This is a genomic window from Streptomyces sp. NPDC051136 (genome assembly GCF_044455745.1).
Taxonomy (GTDB): Bacteria; Actinomycetota; Actinomycetes; order Streptomycetales; family Streptomycetaceae; genus Streptomyces.
Window position 1 is genome coordinate 208158 of the sequence record NZ_JBITFE010000012.1, and the last position, 15185, is coordinate 223342.

Sequence of the window (15185 nt, forward strand, 5' to 3'; positions counted from 1 at the left end):
TGAGGCCTCCTCACCGTGTGCCGCCGGTCAGGCCTAACCCCGGGCCCGCTGGGTGACCGCGATGCATACCAGGACGGCCGCGGCCGTCAGCGGAGCGGCCACCGTCAGGTGCTCGCCCAGGAGAAGTACCGACCACACCAGTGTGAGCAGCGGCTGGGCCAGCTGCAACTGGCTCGCCTTCGGTATGCCGATCGCCGCCATGCCCCGGTACCAGACGACCAGGCCGAGGAACTGCGAACCGATCGCCACCCACAGCAGCCCGGTCACGCCGTGCGCCGTCCAGTGCACCGGCTCGTACGACAGCGCCACCGCCGCCATCGGCACCGTCACCGGCAGGCACAGCGCCAGCGCCCAGCCGATCACCTGCCAGCCCGGCATCACCCGGGCGAGGCGCCCACCCTCCGTGTAGCCGGCCGCGCACACCAGCAGCGCCGCGAAGAGATAGGCGTCGGCCGAGGTCAGCGCGCCGCCGCTCTGCTGCACCGTGAAGGCGATGACGGCCGCCGCACCCGCCAGGGCCGCGATCCAGAAGGTACGGGAGGGCCGGGTGCCGACGCGCAGGGCGGACAGCAGCGCGGTGGTCAGCGGCAGCAGGCCGACCACGACGGCGGCGTGCGCGGTGGTCGACGTCCGGAGCGCGAGCGTGGTCAGCAGCGGGAAGCCCAGCACCACCCCGGCGCCGACCACCGCGAGGCCGAACCAGTGTCGGCCCTCCGGCGGTGCCACCCGCAGCACCAGCAGACAGGTACCGGCGACCGCGGCGGCGAGGATGCTGCGCACGGCGATCAGGGACCAGGGACCGAAGCCCTCCAGACCCCAGGCGGTGGCGGGGAAGGTGAGGGAGAAGGCGATGACACCGAGGGCGGCCTGCGCGGTGCCGGAGGAGGTGCCGCCGGTCCCCGTGCTCGCCGCGTCGACTGCTATCCGGGACGGCGCAGTAGCGCTACTCTGTGCTCTCATGCAAGAGCGTAGCAGCGTCGCTGACCTGGTGACCGTGTTGCGGCGGGAGCTCGACCGCTACTCACCCGGAGGAAAGCTCCCGTCCAGCCGTGCCCTCGTCGACCGGTTCCGGGTGAGCCCGGTGACGGTCTCCCGCGCCCTGGCCCAGCTGGCCGCCGAGGGGCTGGTCGTCACCCGGCCCGGCGCCGGCGCCTTCCGGGCCCGGCCGCGTCCCTCGGCCGCGCCCGCCGGTGACACCTCCTGGCAGGAGGTCACGCTCAGCGCCGACGGCGCCGCCGACCTCGTACCGCGCTCGGTGGACGCCTCCGGGGTGCTGGTCTCGCTGGACGCCCCGCCGCCCGGTGTCGTCGAGTTCAACGGCGGCTACCTGCACCCGTCGCTGCAGCCGGAGCGTGCCATGGCGGCGGCCCTCGCCCGGGCCGGCCGGCGGCCGGGTGCGTGGGGACGCCCGCCGATGGAAGGGCTGCCGGAGCTGCGCGAGTGGTTCGCCCGCGGCATCGGCGGGGCCGTCACGGCGGCCGAGGTGCTGATCACCGCGGGCGGTCAGTCCGCGCTGACCACCGCCCTGCGCGCGCTCGCCCCGCCCGGCACCCCGGTCCTCGTCGAATCCCCGACCTATCCCGGGATGCTGGCCATCGCGCGGGCGGCCGGACTGCGTCCGGTGCCGGTCCCCGTCGACGCCGACGGTGTGCGGCCGGCCCTGCTCGCCGACGCCTTCCGGGCCACCGGCGCCCGCGTCTTCGTCTGCCAGCCGCTGTTCCAGAACCCGACCGGCGCCGTCCTCGCCCCCGAGCGGCGCGGTGAGGTGCTGCGCATCGCACGGGCGGCCGGTGCCTTCGTCGTGGAGGACGACTTCGTGCGCCGGCTCGTGCACGAGGACGCGGGGCCGCTGCCCGCCCCGCTCGCCGCCGACGACCCGGACGGCGTCGTCGTCCACGTCGGCTCGCTGACCAAGGCGACCTCGCCCAGCTTCCGGGTGAGCGCGCTGGCCGCGCGCGGGCCGGTCCTGGAGCGGCTGCGGGCCATCCAGGTCGTCGACACCTTCTTCGTGCCCCGCCCGCTCCAGGAGGCGGCACTCGAACTCGTCGGCTCGCCCGCCTGGCCGCGGCACCTGCGCGCCGTCTCGGCCGAGTTGAAGGCACGCCGGGACGCCATGACCTCCGCCCTGAAGCGGCAGCTTCCCGAGATCTCCCTGGCCCACATCCCCTCCGGCGGCTACCACCTCTGGCCGCGCCTGCCGGAGGGCGCGGACGAGCGGGCCCTGACCTCGGCCGCCCTGCGGGCCGGCGTCGCGATCACCCCGGGCCGCCCGTACTTCAGCGCCGAGCCCCCGGCTGCCCACGTCCGGCTGAGCTTCGCCGCGGTCGCGAACACCGGGGAGATCGCGGAAGGTGTGCGCCGCCTGCGCGGCGCCTGGCTGGAGGTGCGGGGAGGCTGACCACGGGCGCGTCGCCAGGCCGGTGCCTCGGCGCGCCTTCGGCCGGTGAGCCGTGAGCACCCTGGGTGACCACAGGTAACACCTCTTGACCTGGTCGCCTCCCCGCCTCACCATCACGGCATGGCGCTTCGGGTCACGTTCGTAGCGGCCGCGCGCAGCTCACCGCTGCTCGCGGAGCGCTTCGACGACGACCGGCCGCTCGACCAGGCCGGATGGGGCGAGGTGCTGCGCGCGGCGGGCGATCTGCTGCCGCTCGCGGCGGCCGAGCTGCGCTACTGCTCGCCCACACCCCGCAGCCGCGCCACCGGCGACGCCCTCGGCTGCGCCCCGCTGCTCCAACTGGCCCTGCGTGACTGCGACATGGGGCGCTGGCGCGGTCTGACGCTCGGTGAGGCCATGGCCCGCGAGCCGGCTGCCGTCGACGCCTGGCTCGCCGATCCCCGGTCGGCCCCGCACGGCGGGGAGTCGCTGCTGGCCTTCATCACCCGGGTCGGCGGCTGGCTCGACACCCGGCCCGGTGAGGACGGCGACCGCATCGTCGCCGTGGCCGAGCCCTCGGTGATCCGGGCCGCGCTGGTCTACGCGCTGAACGCGCCGCCGGCGACCTACTGGAAACTCGACGTCCGCCCGTTGTCCACGGTGACGGTGACGGGTCGCGCGGGTCGCTGGAGCCTGCGCTTCGAGGGGGCGCCGGACGGCGGCGTCAGGCATCCGGCGTTTCGCGAAGGTAATCCGTTGTGAGCAGCAGGTCCTTGGCCGGGCCGCCCACCCGCCAGACCGTCCGCCAGCGGTCCGCGCCCCGGACGGTGAACTCGCCGCGGTAGAGGTCGGCGGCGCAGGGGTGGTCGGCCACATGGTGCCCCGAGGTCAGGTCCAGGCCGTGGAAGGGGCGGCCGTCCGCGAAACGCACGTCCGCGCGGCCCGGCCGGCTCCCCGGCAGGTACCGCAGAGTCCGCTCGGCGGGCCGGCTCACCCCCTGCCAGGTGAAGACTCCCGTCTCCCGGCTGATCAGCCCGCCGTCGTCGAGGGCGTCGAAGGACGTGCTCCCCTCGAACCGTCCCTCCATCCCGTTCGCCAGATCCCGCACCGACCGCTCGGTGCGCCAGCGCCCCGCGAGGTACGCCAGTACGTCGGGCACCGGCCACAACTCGCCCATTTCCACTCGCTTTCCCGCTCCGGCCCCCTGGTTGCCGCGCGACCCATTGACGCGCTTGATCCCCCTCCCTATCTTGCCGTTCGAAGTGCTGACCAACGTCCGATATATCGAACGATCTGAACGGTCCGAACGATTCATTCGAGCCGCGGAGCATCCATGTCACGCACCCGCTGGAAACTCGGTCTCGCCGTCACCGCCCTCCTGACGGCCTCGGCCCTGCTGCCGTCCCCTGCGCACGCCCAGGCCGTGGCCGACTACACGATCACCGTCGACCCGTCCGCCCGGGGCGCCGCGATCGACGACACCATGTACGGCGTCTTCTACGAGGACATCAACCGCGCCGCCGACGGCGGCCTGTACGCCGAACTCGTGCAGAACCGGTCCTTCGAGTACTCCACCGCCGACCACGGCTCGTACACCCCGCTCACCGCCTGGACGGCCGACGGCACGGCCGAGGTGCTCGACGACGAGGGCCGGCTGAACGCCAGCAACCGCGCCTACCTCTCGCTGGCCGCCGGTGCCACCGTCACCAACACGGGCTACAACACCGGTATCCGGGTCGAGAAGGGGAAGAAGTACGACTTCTCGGTCTGGGCCCGCGCCGAGAGCGGCACCACCCTCGCCGTCACGCTCGGGGACGCGGCCGGCTCCCTCGCGAAAGTCCGCGAGGTGGCGGCGAAGGGGAAGTGGCGCAAGTACACCGCCACCCTCACCGCGACCCGCACCAGCAGCCGCGGCCGTCTCGCCGTCGCCACCACGGCACCCGCCGCCCTCGACATGGTGTCGCTCTTCCCCCGCGAGACCTACCGGAACCAGCCGGGCGGCCTGCGCAAGGACCTCGCCGAGAAGATCGAGGCGCTCCACCCCGGCTTCCTGCGCTTCCCCGGCGGATGCCTGGTCAACACCGGCTCCATGGCGGACTACAGCGCGGAATCCGGCTGGCAGCGCAAGCGCAGCTACCAGTGGAAGGACACGGTCGGCCCGGTCGAGGAGCGCGCCACCAACGCCAACTTCTGGGGCTACAACCAGAGCTACGGCCTCGGCTACTACGAGTACTTCCGCTTCGCCGAGGACATCGGCGCCATGCCGCTGCCCGTCGTCCCCGCCCTGGTGACCGGCTGCGGACAGAACAAGGCCGTCGACGACGACGCCCTGCTCCAGCGGCACATCCAGGACACCCTGGACCTGATCGAGTTCGCCAACGGCCCCCGCACCAGCGAGTGGGGCCGCAAGCGCGCCGAGATGGGCCATCCGGAGCCCTTCCGCCTCACCCACCTGGAGGTCGGCAACGAGGAGAACCTCCCCGAGGAGTTCTTCGCGCGCTTCCGGCAGTTCCGCACCGCCGTCGAGGAGCGGTACCCGGAGATCACCGTCGTCTCCAACTCCGGTCCGGACGACTCCGGCGCCGTCTTCGACACCGCCTGGCGGCTCAACCGCGACGCGGACGTGGCGATGGTCGACGAGCACTACTACAACAGCCCGCAGTGGTTCCTCCAGAACAACGACCGCTACGACTCCTACGACCGGAGCGGCCCCCGGGTCTTCCTCGGCGAGTACGCCTCCCAGGGCAACGCCTGGCGCAACGCCCTCGCCGAGGCCGCGTTCATGACCGGCCTGGAACGCAACGCCGACGTCGTCAAGCTGGCCTCCTACGCCCCGCTGCTCGCCAACGAGGACTACGTGCAGTGGAGCCCGGACATGATCTGGTTCAACAACCACGCGTCCTGGGGTTCGGCCAACTACGAGGTCCAGAAACTGTTCATGACCAACACCGGGGACCGCGTCGTCCCGTCCACGGCCACCACGACCCCCGCCGTCAGCGGCCCCGTCACCGGCGCCGTCGGCCTGTCGACCTGGGCGACCAGCGCGGCGTACGACGACGTGAAGGTCACCTCGGCCGACGGCGGGACGCTCCTGTCCGACGACTTCTCCGGTGACGCCTCGCGGTGGACCCACTCGGGCACCGGCAGCTGGAGCGTCCAGGACGGCCAGTACCTCCAGTCCGACACGGCCGCCGAGAACACCATGGTCACCGCGGGCGACCCGGCCTGGCACGACTACGACCTGCACGTGAAGGCCACGAAGAAGGCCGGCGAAGAGGGCTTCCTCGTCGCCTTCGGCGTCAAGGACACCGGCAACCACTACTGGTGGAACCTGGGCGGCTGGAACAACACCCGGTCCGCCGTCGAGCAGACCTCCGACGGCGGCAAGTCGACGCTGCTGTCCAAGGCCGGGTCGATCGAGACGGGCCGCGCCTACGACATCGACGTCAAGATCCGGGGCCGCCAGGTCACCCTCTACCTCGACGGCCAGGAGTGGGGCAGCTTCACCGACGACAAGCCGGCCGAGCCGTTCCGCCAGATCGTCACCCGCGAAGACCGCACCGGCGAGCTGATCGTCAAGGTCGTCAACGCCCAGGACACCGCGGCCCGCACCGCCGTCGACCTCGGCGGCGCCGAGGTCGCCCCCAGGGCCCGCGTCACCACCCTGGCCGCCGACCAGGACGCGGTGAACACCGAGACGGACACCCCGGTGACCCCGGTGACCTCGACCTTCACAGGGGCGGCGGGCGCGTTCACGTACACCTTCCCGGCGAACTCGGTGACGTTCCTCTGGCTTCGCGAGCGGTAGTCCGCGCCCCGGACCGGCGACCGGGCCCGAGAGGGTCGCCGGTCCGGCTAGCGTGGGGACGCATGATCGTATGGCTCAACGGCACCCATGGTGCGGGCAAGACGACGACCAGCACGCTCGTGCAGGAGCTGCTCCCGGATTCCCGGGTGTTCGACGCCGAGAAGGTCGGCGAGACGCTCATGGACATCCGGCCGGGACTGCCCGACACGGACAACTTCCAGCACTGGCCGCCGTGGCGGCCGCTCGTCGTCGAGACCGCCCGCCGGGTGCTGGACTACACCGGCGGCACCCTGGTGGTGCCGATGACGGTGCTGGTCGAGGAGTACTGGCGGGAGATCGGCGACGGCCTCGCCGGGTACGGCATTCCCGTGCGGCACTTCGTCCTCCACGCCGACCAGGACACACTCCGGGCCCGCATCGCGGGGGACACCGTGGTGGGACCGGACTCCTCCTTCCGGCTCCGGTACCTCGAGCCCTACGCCGAGGCGTCCCGCACCTGGCTGCACGCCGAAGCCCAGGTCGTCGACACCACCCACCTCACGCCCGACCTGGCCGCGCTGCGGATCGCGGAGGCCGTCAAGGGCTGGAGCGCTTCGTGATGTCGGCCCGCCGTTCCCGGACGATCCGCAGCGGCCCTGCCGGCCGTTCGGATCATGCCGGCTCGGGGGCGGGGTGCCCGACGAGCCGCCGGGGAGCGGGGGCGGGTCCATTCCTGCTTGGCATGATCCGCCGAACGGGCCCTACGCGCCGAAGTGGGTGAAAGGGCCCCAGGCCGTCGGACGGGCGCCAGAGGATGCGGCCTGGGCGACGGCGGTCCCGAGTGCTGCCGAGGGGGGTTTTCCGCGGGTGAGTTCCTCATGGAACGTGGACATCAGCTGGACGGTCTGCTGCGAGTCCGGCACGGACCAGAGGGCGGCGATCACGGAGCTTGCTCCCATGGCGAGCAGCGCCGCGGGGAAGCCGAGTTGTTCGCCGGGCAGACGGGTTCCGATGCCGGCCAGGTGACAGGCTGAGAGGACGACCGTCGTTCCCCTGCACAGGTCGTGTTCGAGGAGCGCGGACAGCGGCAGCGGGCGGCCCAGCAGCACTGCGGACTCCAACGGGTTCATGGCGTCGAGCAAGCCGTGGCCGGCGAGGTGGACGAGGTTCGCGGCGGACATCCGGCGCGCCAGGTCCTGCGGCACGGGACTCGTACCGCCGGGCGAAGCGGGCGACCACAAGAGGCCGCGCAGGCGGTCCGTACCGTTCTCGGAGACCTCCTCCTCCTGCCCACGCAGGATCACGGGCGACACACCGTGCACGGCGGCCACCTGTCGCGCCTCCGGCACGGTGAACGGAATCGGTACACCGCCCACTCCGTCGTGGTACCAGGGATCCGCCACGACCAGGGGTTCGATCTGCGACGGCCGGGGCCAGGCACTCGCGAACATCAGCGCGTTGCCGGAGGGAGCGACGGTGAGATCGGTGAGGCCGCAGACGGGAACGCCGTCCACGGGGGCCGTGTACAGCGGCAGCAGCACGCTCTCGCCCAGAGGGACCAAGGCAATGCGTCCGCCCGCGAGTTCCGGCCAGGCTGTGAGCAGCGGCTTCCAGAAGGCGTCGCCCACGGCAGCGTGCGCCTCGCGCACCGCCTTGTCCCGGACCGTCTTTCGTCGCTCATCCGACTCCAGGACCGCGTGCAGCTTCTTGCGCAGCTCGCGGACGGCTTCCAGACCGAGTCCGGGCAGCTCGATGCTCTCGCACAACGCGCGGCCCGTCTCCGGCGCCTCCAACCGGATCGCCGTCCCGAACCCGGGACCGGGTGCCACGTAGATGACCGTGCGGGCCACTTTGCTCGCCCCGAGAACGGCGGAAACCGTCTGTGCCCCCGAGAGGATGTTTCCCTTTGAGAAGGCCGTGAGTGTCGCGGCCACGTCGTCGACCATCATCTTGTCCGCCTGTGCCTGCAGCGCGACGACGGTGTCGACGCCGGTGGCGTCCGAAAGACTGTGTCGTGCCTGCTTGGTGGTCTCCTTCAGGTCGCGGTGGATCGCGCGCAGCCGTCGCAGGGACTCTTCGCTGCCGAGATAGGCGGAGAGTTCTCGTGCGATGGTGCGGTCGCCCATACGCAAGCCGGTCAGGGCCTCCGCGACGAGGTAGCCCGCCAGCGGGACGCCGGCGCGGTGCGCCACTCCCGGCGCCAGGTCCGCCATCAGCTGGACGTCGGGGTGCAGCTCCTCGGGAAACGGCAGGCCACGCTTCGTGCACAGGGCGTCGAGCGCGACCACACCTGTACCGAAGGACAGGCTGGAGCAGGCCGCGAAGAACCACTGGCCCAGATCGGCGTGCATCCCGAAAGAGACCCGGGAACTGGTCAGCACGAGCGGGGCGTACCACGTCTTGCCCAGCGCCATCCTGTCGAAACACTGCCGCATGATCTTCCAGGAGTCGTCGACCACGGCGGCGGTGCCTTCGCGTCGGCCTCGTTCCTGCAATACGGCGATGGCCCGCTGGACCCGCTCATACTCGGCCTCCCGGCGCGCGGTGAAGAATCCCATCGCGAGATCAGTCGGGGATGCGGGACGGGGAGTCGAGGGCGGACACGATCGCCCCGGTGAGCGCGGCCGTGTCGAGTACCGGCGTGCCGTCCGGGCCGGGGGCAGAGTTGATCTCGATACGCACCTCGGTCCCGGGCGGCCCCGTGGTGATCGTGAACACCAGCGGCGGTACGCAGGGATCGCCGCCCGGGACGCGGAACCCGAGCCACGCGCCGGCCTTTCGGACGAACTCCCCGATCTGCTCACGGGCGAGGTAGACGCCCACCAGGTTGGCTGTGACAGCAAGGCCGTCGTTTCCGACGGACAGTACGGCCTCGGCCACCGATGACCACTGTTCGGCGGAGCGTGAGCCGGTCTCCACCTCGTCGAAGTCTGCTTTCTCAAGCAACTCCCAGAAATCTGCTGGTACATGAACATACATATGGTCACTCATGGCGACTGAGGGTAGTCGCACTTATCGGGGCGTGAGGGCGTCTTGTGGGATTTAGTCGTTTCCGACCGGGACGTCAGGGGTGGAGGTCCGTTCGAGGGGTTGTCTCACCCCGGCTGCTCGGTGAGGATCTTGCCCCACCCGCGCTGGTCTCTCGGCGCACCCCGACCGTGGGTCAGTCCAATGGATTGCATAAACGTGCATCGTTACGTATAGTCATGCCATCTAGGAGGAGGGTTTTCCATGGCGGTACGTGCGGCGGTGGCCGGAGCGAGTGGGTACGCGGGCGGTGAGCTGCTGCGTCTGCTCCTGGCCCACCCCGAGGTCGAGATCGGCGCCCTGACCGGCAACTCCAACGCGGGGCAGCGCCTCGGCGCGCTCCAACCGCACCTGCTGCCGCTGGCCGGCCGGGTGCTGGAGCCGACGACGCCGGAGGTGCTCGGCGGTCACGAGGTCGTCTTCCTCGCGCTGCCGCACGGGCAGTCCGCCGCCGTCGCCGAGCAGCTCGGTCCGGACGTCCTCGTCGTCGACATGGGCGCCGACTTCCGGCTCAGGGACGCGGCCGACTGGGAGGCCTTCTACGGCTCCCCGCACGCCGGTACCTGGCCCTACGGCCTCCCCGAACTTCCGGGTGCCCGCGCCGCGCTGGAGGGGTCCAAGCGCATCGCGGTGCCCGGTTGCTACCCCACCGCCGCGTCCCTGGCCCTCTTCCCGGCGTACGCCGCGGCGCTGGCCGAGCCCGAGGCGGTGATCGTCGCCGCCTCCGGCACCTCCGGCGCCGGCAAGGCGGCCAAGCCGCACCTGCTGGGCAGCGAGGTCATGGGCTCCATGTCGCCGTACGGCGTCGGCGGCGGTCACCGGCACACCCCCGAGATGATCCAGAACCTCGGCGCGGTCGCCGGCGAGCCGGTCACCGTCTCCTTCACGCCGACCCTGGCGCCCATGCCGCGCGGCATCCTCGCCACGTGCACCGCGAAGGCGAAGCCCGGGGCCACCGCCGAGTCGGTGCGGGCCGCCTACGAGAAGGTCTTCGCCGACGAACCGTTCGTGCACCTGCTGCCCGAGGGGCAGTGGCCCGCGACCGCCTCCGTGTACGGCTCCAACGCCGTGCACGTGCAGGTCGCGTACGACGCCGCCGCGGGCCGGATCATCGCCATCAGCGCCATCGACAACCTGGCCAAGGGCACCGCGGGCGGTGCCGTCCAGAGCATGAACATCGCCCTGGGCCTCGACGAGACCACCGGACTGACGACGATCGGAGTTGCGCCGTGAGTGTGACGGCAGCGAAGGGGTTCACGGCGGCGGGCATCGCCGCCGGGATCAAGGAGAGCGGCAACCCCGACCTGGCCCTCGTGGTCAACACCGGCCCCCGACGCTCCGCCGCGGGCGTCTTCACCTCCAACCGCGTCAAGGCCGCGCCGGTCCTGTGGTCCGAGCAGGTCCTCAAGAGCGGCGAGCTGACCGCCGTCGTCCTCAACTCCGGCGGCGCCAACGCCTGCACCGGACCCAAGGGCTTCCAGGACACGCACGCCACCGCCGAGAAGGCCGCCGACGTGCTCGGGACGGGGGCGGGAGAGGTCGCCGTCTGCTCCACCGGGCTGATCGGCGTCCTGCTGCCCATGGACAAGCTGCTCCCGGGTGTGGAGACGGCCGCCGGGCAGCTCTCCGAGCACGGCGGCGAGAAGGCCGCCATCGCCATCAAGACCACCGACACCGTGCACAAGACCTCCGTGGTGACGCGGGACGGCTGGACCGTCGGCGGCATGGCCAAGGGCGCGGGCATGCTCGCCCCCGGCCTCGCCACCATGCTCGTCGTGCTCACCACCGATGCCGACCTGGAGGCCGAGGCCCTGGACCGGGCCCTGCGCGCCGCCACCCGCGTCACCTTCGACCGGGTCGACTCCGACGGCTGCATGTCCACCAACGACACGGTGCTGCTGCTTGCCTCCGGCGCCTCCGGCGTCACCCCCGAGTACGCGGCGTTCGCCGAGGCCGTCCGCGCCGTCTGCGACGACCTCGGGCAGCAGCTCATCCGGGACGCCGAGGGCGCCAGCAAGGACATCAAGGTCGAGGTCGTGAACGCCGCGACCGAGGACGAGGCCGTGCGGGTGGGCCGCACCATCGCCCGCAACAACCTGCTCAAGTGCGCCCTCCACGGCGAGGACCCCAACTGGGGCCGCGTGCTCTCCGCCATCGGCACCACCGACGCCGCCTTCGAGCCGGACCGGCTCAACGTCGCCATCAACGGCGTCTGGGTCTGCAAGAAGGGCGGCGTGGGCGAGGACCGCGAGCTGGTCGACATGCGCTACCGCGAGGTGCACATCGTCGCCGACCTCGCCGCGGGCGACGCCACCGCCACCATCTGGACCAACGACCTCACCGCCGACTACGTCCACGAGAACAGCGCGTACTCGTCATGAGCAGCGGACCCACGCGGAAGCACACCGCGCTCCCCAAGGCCCAGATCCTCATCGAGGCGCTGCCCTGGCTGACCCGGCACCACGGCAAGACCGTCGTCATCAAGTTCGGCGGCAACGCCATGATCGACGAGGACCTCAAGGCCGCCTTCGCCCAGGACGTCGTCTTCCTGCGGCACGCCGGCCTCAAGCCCGTCGTCGTGCACGGCGGCGGCCCGCAGATCAGCGCGGCCCTCGACCGGCACGGCATCGTCAGCGAGTTCAAGGCCGGCCTGCGCGTCACCACCGAGGACGCCATGGACGTCGTACGGATGGTGCTGGCCGGGCAGGTGCAGCGCGAGCTGGTCGGCCTGCTCAACCAGCACGGACCGCTCGCCGTCGGTCTCACCGGCGAGGACGCGCACACCCTCACCGCCGTCAAGCACCAGCCCGAGATCGACGGCGAGCTCGTCGACATCGGCCGGGTCGGCGAGATCACCGCCATCGACACCGGTGCCATCGAGGCCCTGCTGGCCGACGGCCGCATCCCGGTCGTCTCGTCCATCGCCCGCTCCCAGGACGATCACCATGTCTACAACGTCAATGCTGATACGGCGGCTGCGGCACTCGCTGCGGCGCTCGGCGCCGAGACTCTCATGGTCCTCACCGACGTCGAGGGCCTCTACGAGGACTGGCCGAACTCCGACGAGGTGATCAGCCGCCTCACCGCCACCCAGCTGGAGAAGCTGCTGCCCGACCTGTCCTCCGGCATGGTGCCGAAGATGGAGGGCTGCCTGCACGCCGTGCGGGGCGGCGTCACCACCGCCCGGGTCATCGACGGCCGGGTCCAGCACTCGATCCTGCTGGAGATCTTCACCGACGAAGGCATCGGCACGATGGTCGTGCCGGACGAACAGGGGGAGTCGTGAGCAACGCGGAGCTGACCGAGCGGTGGCAGGGCACCCTCATGAACAACTACGGCACACCGCGCCTGCCCCTGGTACGCGGCGAGGGCTCCCGGCTCTGGGACGCCGACGGCAACGAGTACCTCGACTTCGTCGGCGGCATCGCGGTCAACGCGCTCGGCCACGCCCACCCGGCGGTGGTCGACGCCGTGAGCCGGCAGATCGCCTCCCTCGGCCACGTCTCCAACCTCTTCATCGCCGAGCCGCCCGTCGCTCTCGCCGAACGGCTGCTCCAGCGCTTCGGCCGCGACGGCAAGGTGTTCTTCTGCAACTCCGGCGCCGAGGCCAACGAGGGCGCCTTCAAGATCGGCCGGCTGACCGGCCGGCCGCACATGGTCGCCACCGACGGCGGTTTCCACGGCCGCACCATGGGCGCCCTGGCGCTGACCGGTCAGCCCGCCAAGCAGGAGCCGTTCCTGCCGCTGCCCGGCGACGTGACGCACGTGCCCTACGGCGACCCGCAGGCGCTGGCCGCGGCGGTCACCGAGGAGACGGCGCTGGTCGTCATCGAACCGATCCAGGGTGAGAACGGCGTCGTCGTCCCGCCCCCCGGCTACCTGAAGGCGGCCCGCGCGATCACCGCCGCCACCGGTGCGCTGCTCGTCCTGGACGAGGTGCAGACCGGCGTCGGCCGGACCGGGCACTGGTTCGAGTACCAGGCCCACGAAGGCGTCCTGCCGGACGTCGTCACCCTCGCCAAGGGCCTCGGCGGCGGACTGCCCCTCGGCGCGACGGTCGCCTTCGGCCGCGCCGCCGACCTGCTCAGGCCCGGCCAGCACGGCACCACCTTCGGCGGCAACCCGGTCGCCTGCGCCGCCGGACTCGCCGTCCTCGACACCATCGCGGACGAGGGTCTCCTGGACAACGTCAAGCGGCAGGGCGAGAGGCTCCGGGACGGGGTCGAGGCCCTGGGCCACCCGCTGGTCGCCCACGTCCGGGGCGCCGGACTGCTCCTGGGTATCGTGCTCACCGAGCCACTCGCCGCCCAGGTGCAGCAGGCGGCTCAGGACGCCGGAATCCTGGTGAACGCGCCCGCGCCCGATGTCGTACGGCTGATGCCCGCACTGAACCTCGGCGACGACGTGGTGGAGGCGTTCCTCGGGGCGCTGCCCGGCGTCCTCGACCAGGCCGCCGAGACGGCCCACGGGGACGGACGATCCGGAGAATGAGACGACGATGAGCCACGCGCAGGAGCACGAGCAGACGGCCGGGCCCGCCCTGCCGCAGACCCGCACCGCACGCCACCGCCGGATCGTGGACATCCTCAACCGGCAGGCGGTGCGCTCGCAGAGCCAGCTGGCGAAGCTGCTCGCCGACGACGGGCTCACCGTCACCCAGGCGACGCTCTCCCGGGACCTGGACGAGCTGAACGCGGTCAAGATCCGCAACACCGAGGGCGACCTCATCTACGCGGTGCCCAGCGAGGGCGGTTTCCGCACCCCGCGGGCCCCGCTCGGGGAGTCGGCCAAGGAGGAGCGGATGCGGCGGCTCTCCGCGGAGCTGCTGATCTCGGCGGAGGCGTCGGCGAACCTCGTGGTCCTGCGCACCCCTCCGGGGGCGGCGCAGTTCCTCGCCTCGGCGATCGACCAAGCGGAACTGCACGACATCCTGGGGACGATCGCGGGCGACGACACGCTGATGCTGATCAGCCGGGAGCCGACGGGCGGACAGGCCCTGGCGGACCACCTGCTGCGGCTGGCCCAGAACGGCGGCTGACGGGGGCGGTGCGGTGGTCCGCCGACTGCGGGCACGTCGTGGCCGGGTCGCGCCGCGGCTGCGGGCAGGCGTGCCGCCGGGGCGACGGGGCCCCCGCTCGAGCGAAGCCGAGAGTGGGGCAGGGTGGGCGCAGCGGCGCCCTGCCGACGCGGTGAGTGCCGACGCCGGTACCTCAGCCCAGTCGAGCCGCCAGCCCTCCCGTGCACCGCACCTCGTCCCCCGCCGTGATCAACAGCGCCTCCACCTCCGCCAGCGACTCCAACCACCGCAACCCCTCCCGCGCCCCCATCGCGAACGCGGCCGTCGCCCAGCAGTCCGCCCACGTCAGCCGGGGTGCCACCACCGTCACGGACACCAGGTCGGTCACCGCCGAGCGCCCGGTGCGCGGATCGACGACATGCGCGCCCCGCTCGGCGGAACCGGACGTCGCCACGGCCAGCTCCGCCGCCCCCGCCGCCGAGACGACCGCCGCGAGCCCGCCCGGCCGCAGCGGATCCGACACACCGACCCGCCACGGCCGCTCGGCACCCGGCGTCCCGAGCAACTGCACGTCCCCGCCACCGTTGACGCTGACACCCCGCACGCCCGCGGCCGCCGCGATCCGCCGCGCGGCACGCTCCACGGCCCAGCCCTTGACGATCCCGGTCGGGTCGAGCCGCCCCTCGTACCGGGTGCTGAACCAGCCGTCGCTCACCCGCTCCGCCTCGGCCGCGAGCTCCAGCACCTCGGCGACCTCCGGCGCGCACGCGTCGACGGTCAGCTCGCCGCGCGCCAGGCGGGAGATCTCGCTGCCGTCCCGGTAGGTGCTGAACACCTCGTCGGCCCGGTGCAGCCCGGCGACCGCGTCGTCCAGCGCCGCCCGTACGGCCGCGCCTTCCCCGCCGCGGACGTCGAAGGAGAAGACGGTCCCCATCGTCTCCTCCACGTGACGCACCGCGGCGGGAGCCTCGGCGGAC

Annotated in this window: 14 protein-coding genes; 9 read left to right on the forward strand and 5 right to left on the reverse strand. The window is 72.1% G+C overall.

Annotated features, from left to right (window positions below; translation table 11 throughout):
* Positions 1–33: 33 nt before the first annotated feature.
* Positions 34–960 carry a DMT family transporter gene (locus ACIBCJ_RS31110; RefSeq protein WP_365980592.1) on the reverse strand — a complete coding sequence of 309 codons (927 nt, stop codon included), beginning with the start codon at positions 958–960 and terminating at the stop codon, positions 34–36.
* Here ACIBCJ_RS31110 and ACIBCJ_RS31115 point away from each other — a divergent pair.
* Together ACIBCJ_RS31115 and ACIBCJ_RS31120 are read left to right on the forward strand one after the other, a co-directional pair.
* Positions 959–2398, forward strand: a complete 1440-nt coding sequence (locus tag ACIBCJ_RS31115) for a PLP-dependent aminotransferase family protein (RefSeq protein ID WP_365980591.1) — start codon at positions 959–961, stop codon at positions 2396–2398. The two genes, ACIBCJ_RS31110 and ACIBCJ_RS31115, sit on opposite strands and share 2 nt — an antisense overlap.
* A 120-nt stretch (positions 2399–2518) precedes the next feature.
* The gene (locus tag ACIBCJ_RS31120; RefSeq protein ID WP_365980590.1) at positions 2519–3139 is read left to right on the forward strand and encodes a histidine phosphatase family protein; all 621 of its coding nucleotides are present in this window, start codon (positions 2519–2521) and stop codon (positions 3137–3139) included.
* On the opposite strand, the gene ACIBCJ_RS31125 is transcribed toward ACIBCJ_RS31120, so the two are convergent.
* Positions 3102–3554 carry a DUF6314 family protein gene (locus tag ACIBCJ_RS31125; RefSeq protein ID WP_365980589.1) on the reverse strand — a complete coding sequence of 151 codons (453 nt, stop codon included), beginning with the start codon at positions 3552–3554 and terminating at the stop codon, positions 3102–3104. The two genes, ACIBCJ_RS31120 and ACIBCJ_RS31125, sit on opposite strands and share 38 nt — an antisense overlap.
* Positions 3555–3710: 156 nt before the next feature.
* Between ACIBCJ_RS31125 and ACIBCJ_RS31130 the strand changes: the two genes are divergently transcribed.
* The gene (locus ACIBCJ_RS31130) at positions 3711–6185 is read left to right on the forward strand and encodes an alpha-L-arabinofuranosidase C-terminal domain-containing protein (RefSeq protein WP_365980588.1); all 2475 of its coding nucleotides are present in this window, start codon (positions 3711–3713) and stop codon (positions 6183–6185) included.
* Positions 6186–6247: 62 nt separating this feature from the next.
* On the forward strand, positions 6248–6784 hold the full coding sequence (locus tag ACIBCJ_RS31135; protein WP_365980587.1) for an AAA family ATPase: 537 nt from the start codon (positions 6248–6250) through the stop codon (positions 6782–6784).
* A 141-nt stretch (positions 6785–6925) separates the two neighbouring features.
* Here the strand turns inward: ACIBCJ_RS31135 and ACIBCJ_RS31140 are convergent, their stop codons facing one another.
* Both ACIBCJ_RS31140 and ACIBCJ_RS31145 read right to left on the reverse strand, forming a co-directional pair.
* The gene (locus tag ACIBCJ_RS31140; protein WP_365980586.1) at positions 6926–8722 is read right to left on the reverse strand and encodes a CHAT domain-containing protein; all 1797 of its coding nucleotides are present in this window, start codon (positions 8720–8722) and stop codon (positions 6926–6928) included.
* A 7-nt stretch (positions 8723–8729) separates the two neighbouring features.
* Positions 8730–9110, reverse strand: a complete 381-nt coding sequence (locus ACIBCJ_RS31145; protein ID WP_362507520.1) for a hypothetical protein — start codon at positions 9108–9110, stop codon at positions 8730–8732.
* Positions 9111–9395: 285 nt separating this feature from the next.
* Here ACIBCJ_RS31145 and argC point away from each other — a divergent pair, with 285 nt between their 5' ends.
* From argC to ACIBCJ_RS31170, 5 genes are read left to right on the forward strand one after another with little or no spacing between them, the layout of a single operon-like run.
* Positions 9396–10424 (forward strand): N-acetyl-gamma-glutamyl-phosphate reductase, encoded by a 1029-nt coding sequence (gene argC, locus ACIBCJ_RS31150; RefSeq protein WP_365980585.1) that lies wholly within the window; start codon positions 9396–9398, stop codon positions 10422–10424.
* Entirely contained in the window at positions 10421–11572 is a 1152-nt protein-coding gene (gene argJ, locus ACIBCJ_RS31155; protein WP_365980584.1) for a bifunctional glutamate N-acetyltransferase/amino-acid acetyltransferase ArgJ, read from the forward strand. The genes argC and argJ overlap by 4 nt, the downstream gene beginning before the upstream one ends.
* Positions 11569–12477 carry an acetylglutamate kinase gene (gene argB, locus ACIBCJ_RS31160; protein WP_362097237.1) on the forward strand — a complete coding sequence of 303 codons (909 nt, stop codon included), beginning with the start codon at positions 11569–11571 and terminating at the stop codon, positions 12475–12477. Before argJ ends, argB begins: the two co-directional genes overlap by 4 nt.
* A complete protein-coding gene (locus ACIBCJ_RS31165; protein WP_365980583.1) occupies positions 12474–13682 on the forward strand; it encodes an acetylornithine transaminase in 1209 nt (402 codons plus the stop codon). Before argB ends, ACIBCJ_RS31165 begins: the two co-directional genes overlap by 4 nt.
* Before the next feature lie 7 nt (positions 13683–13689).
* Positions 13690–14229, forward strand: coding sequence for an arginine repressor (locus ACIBCJ_RS31170; RefSeq protein WP_133888048.1), 540 nt, complete (start codon positions 13690–13692; stop codon positions 14227–14229).
* A 172-nt stretch (positions 14230–14401) separates the two neighbouring features.
* Here the strand turns inward: ACIBCJ_RS31170 and ACIBCJ_RS31175 are convergent, their stop codons facing one another.
* Entirely contained in the window at positions 14402–15142 is a 741-nt protein-coding gene (locus ACIBCJ_RS31175; protein WP_365980670.1) for an FAD:protein FMN transferase, read from the reverse strand.
* Between the last annotated feature and the right edge of the window lie 43 nt (positions 15143–15185).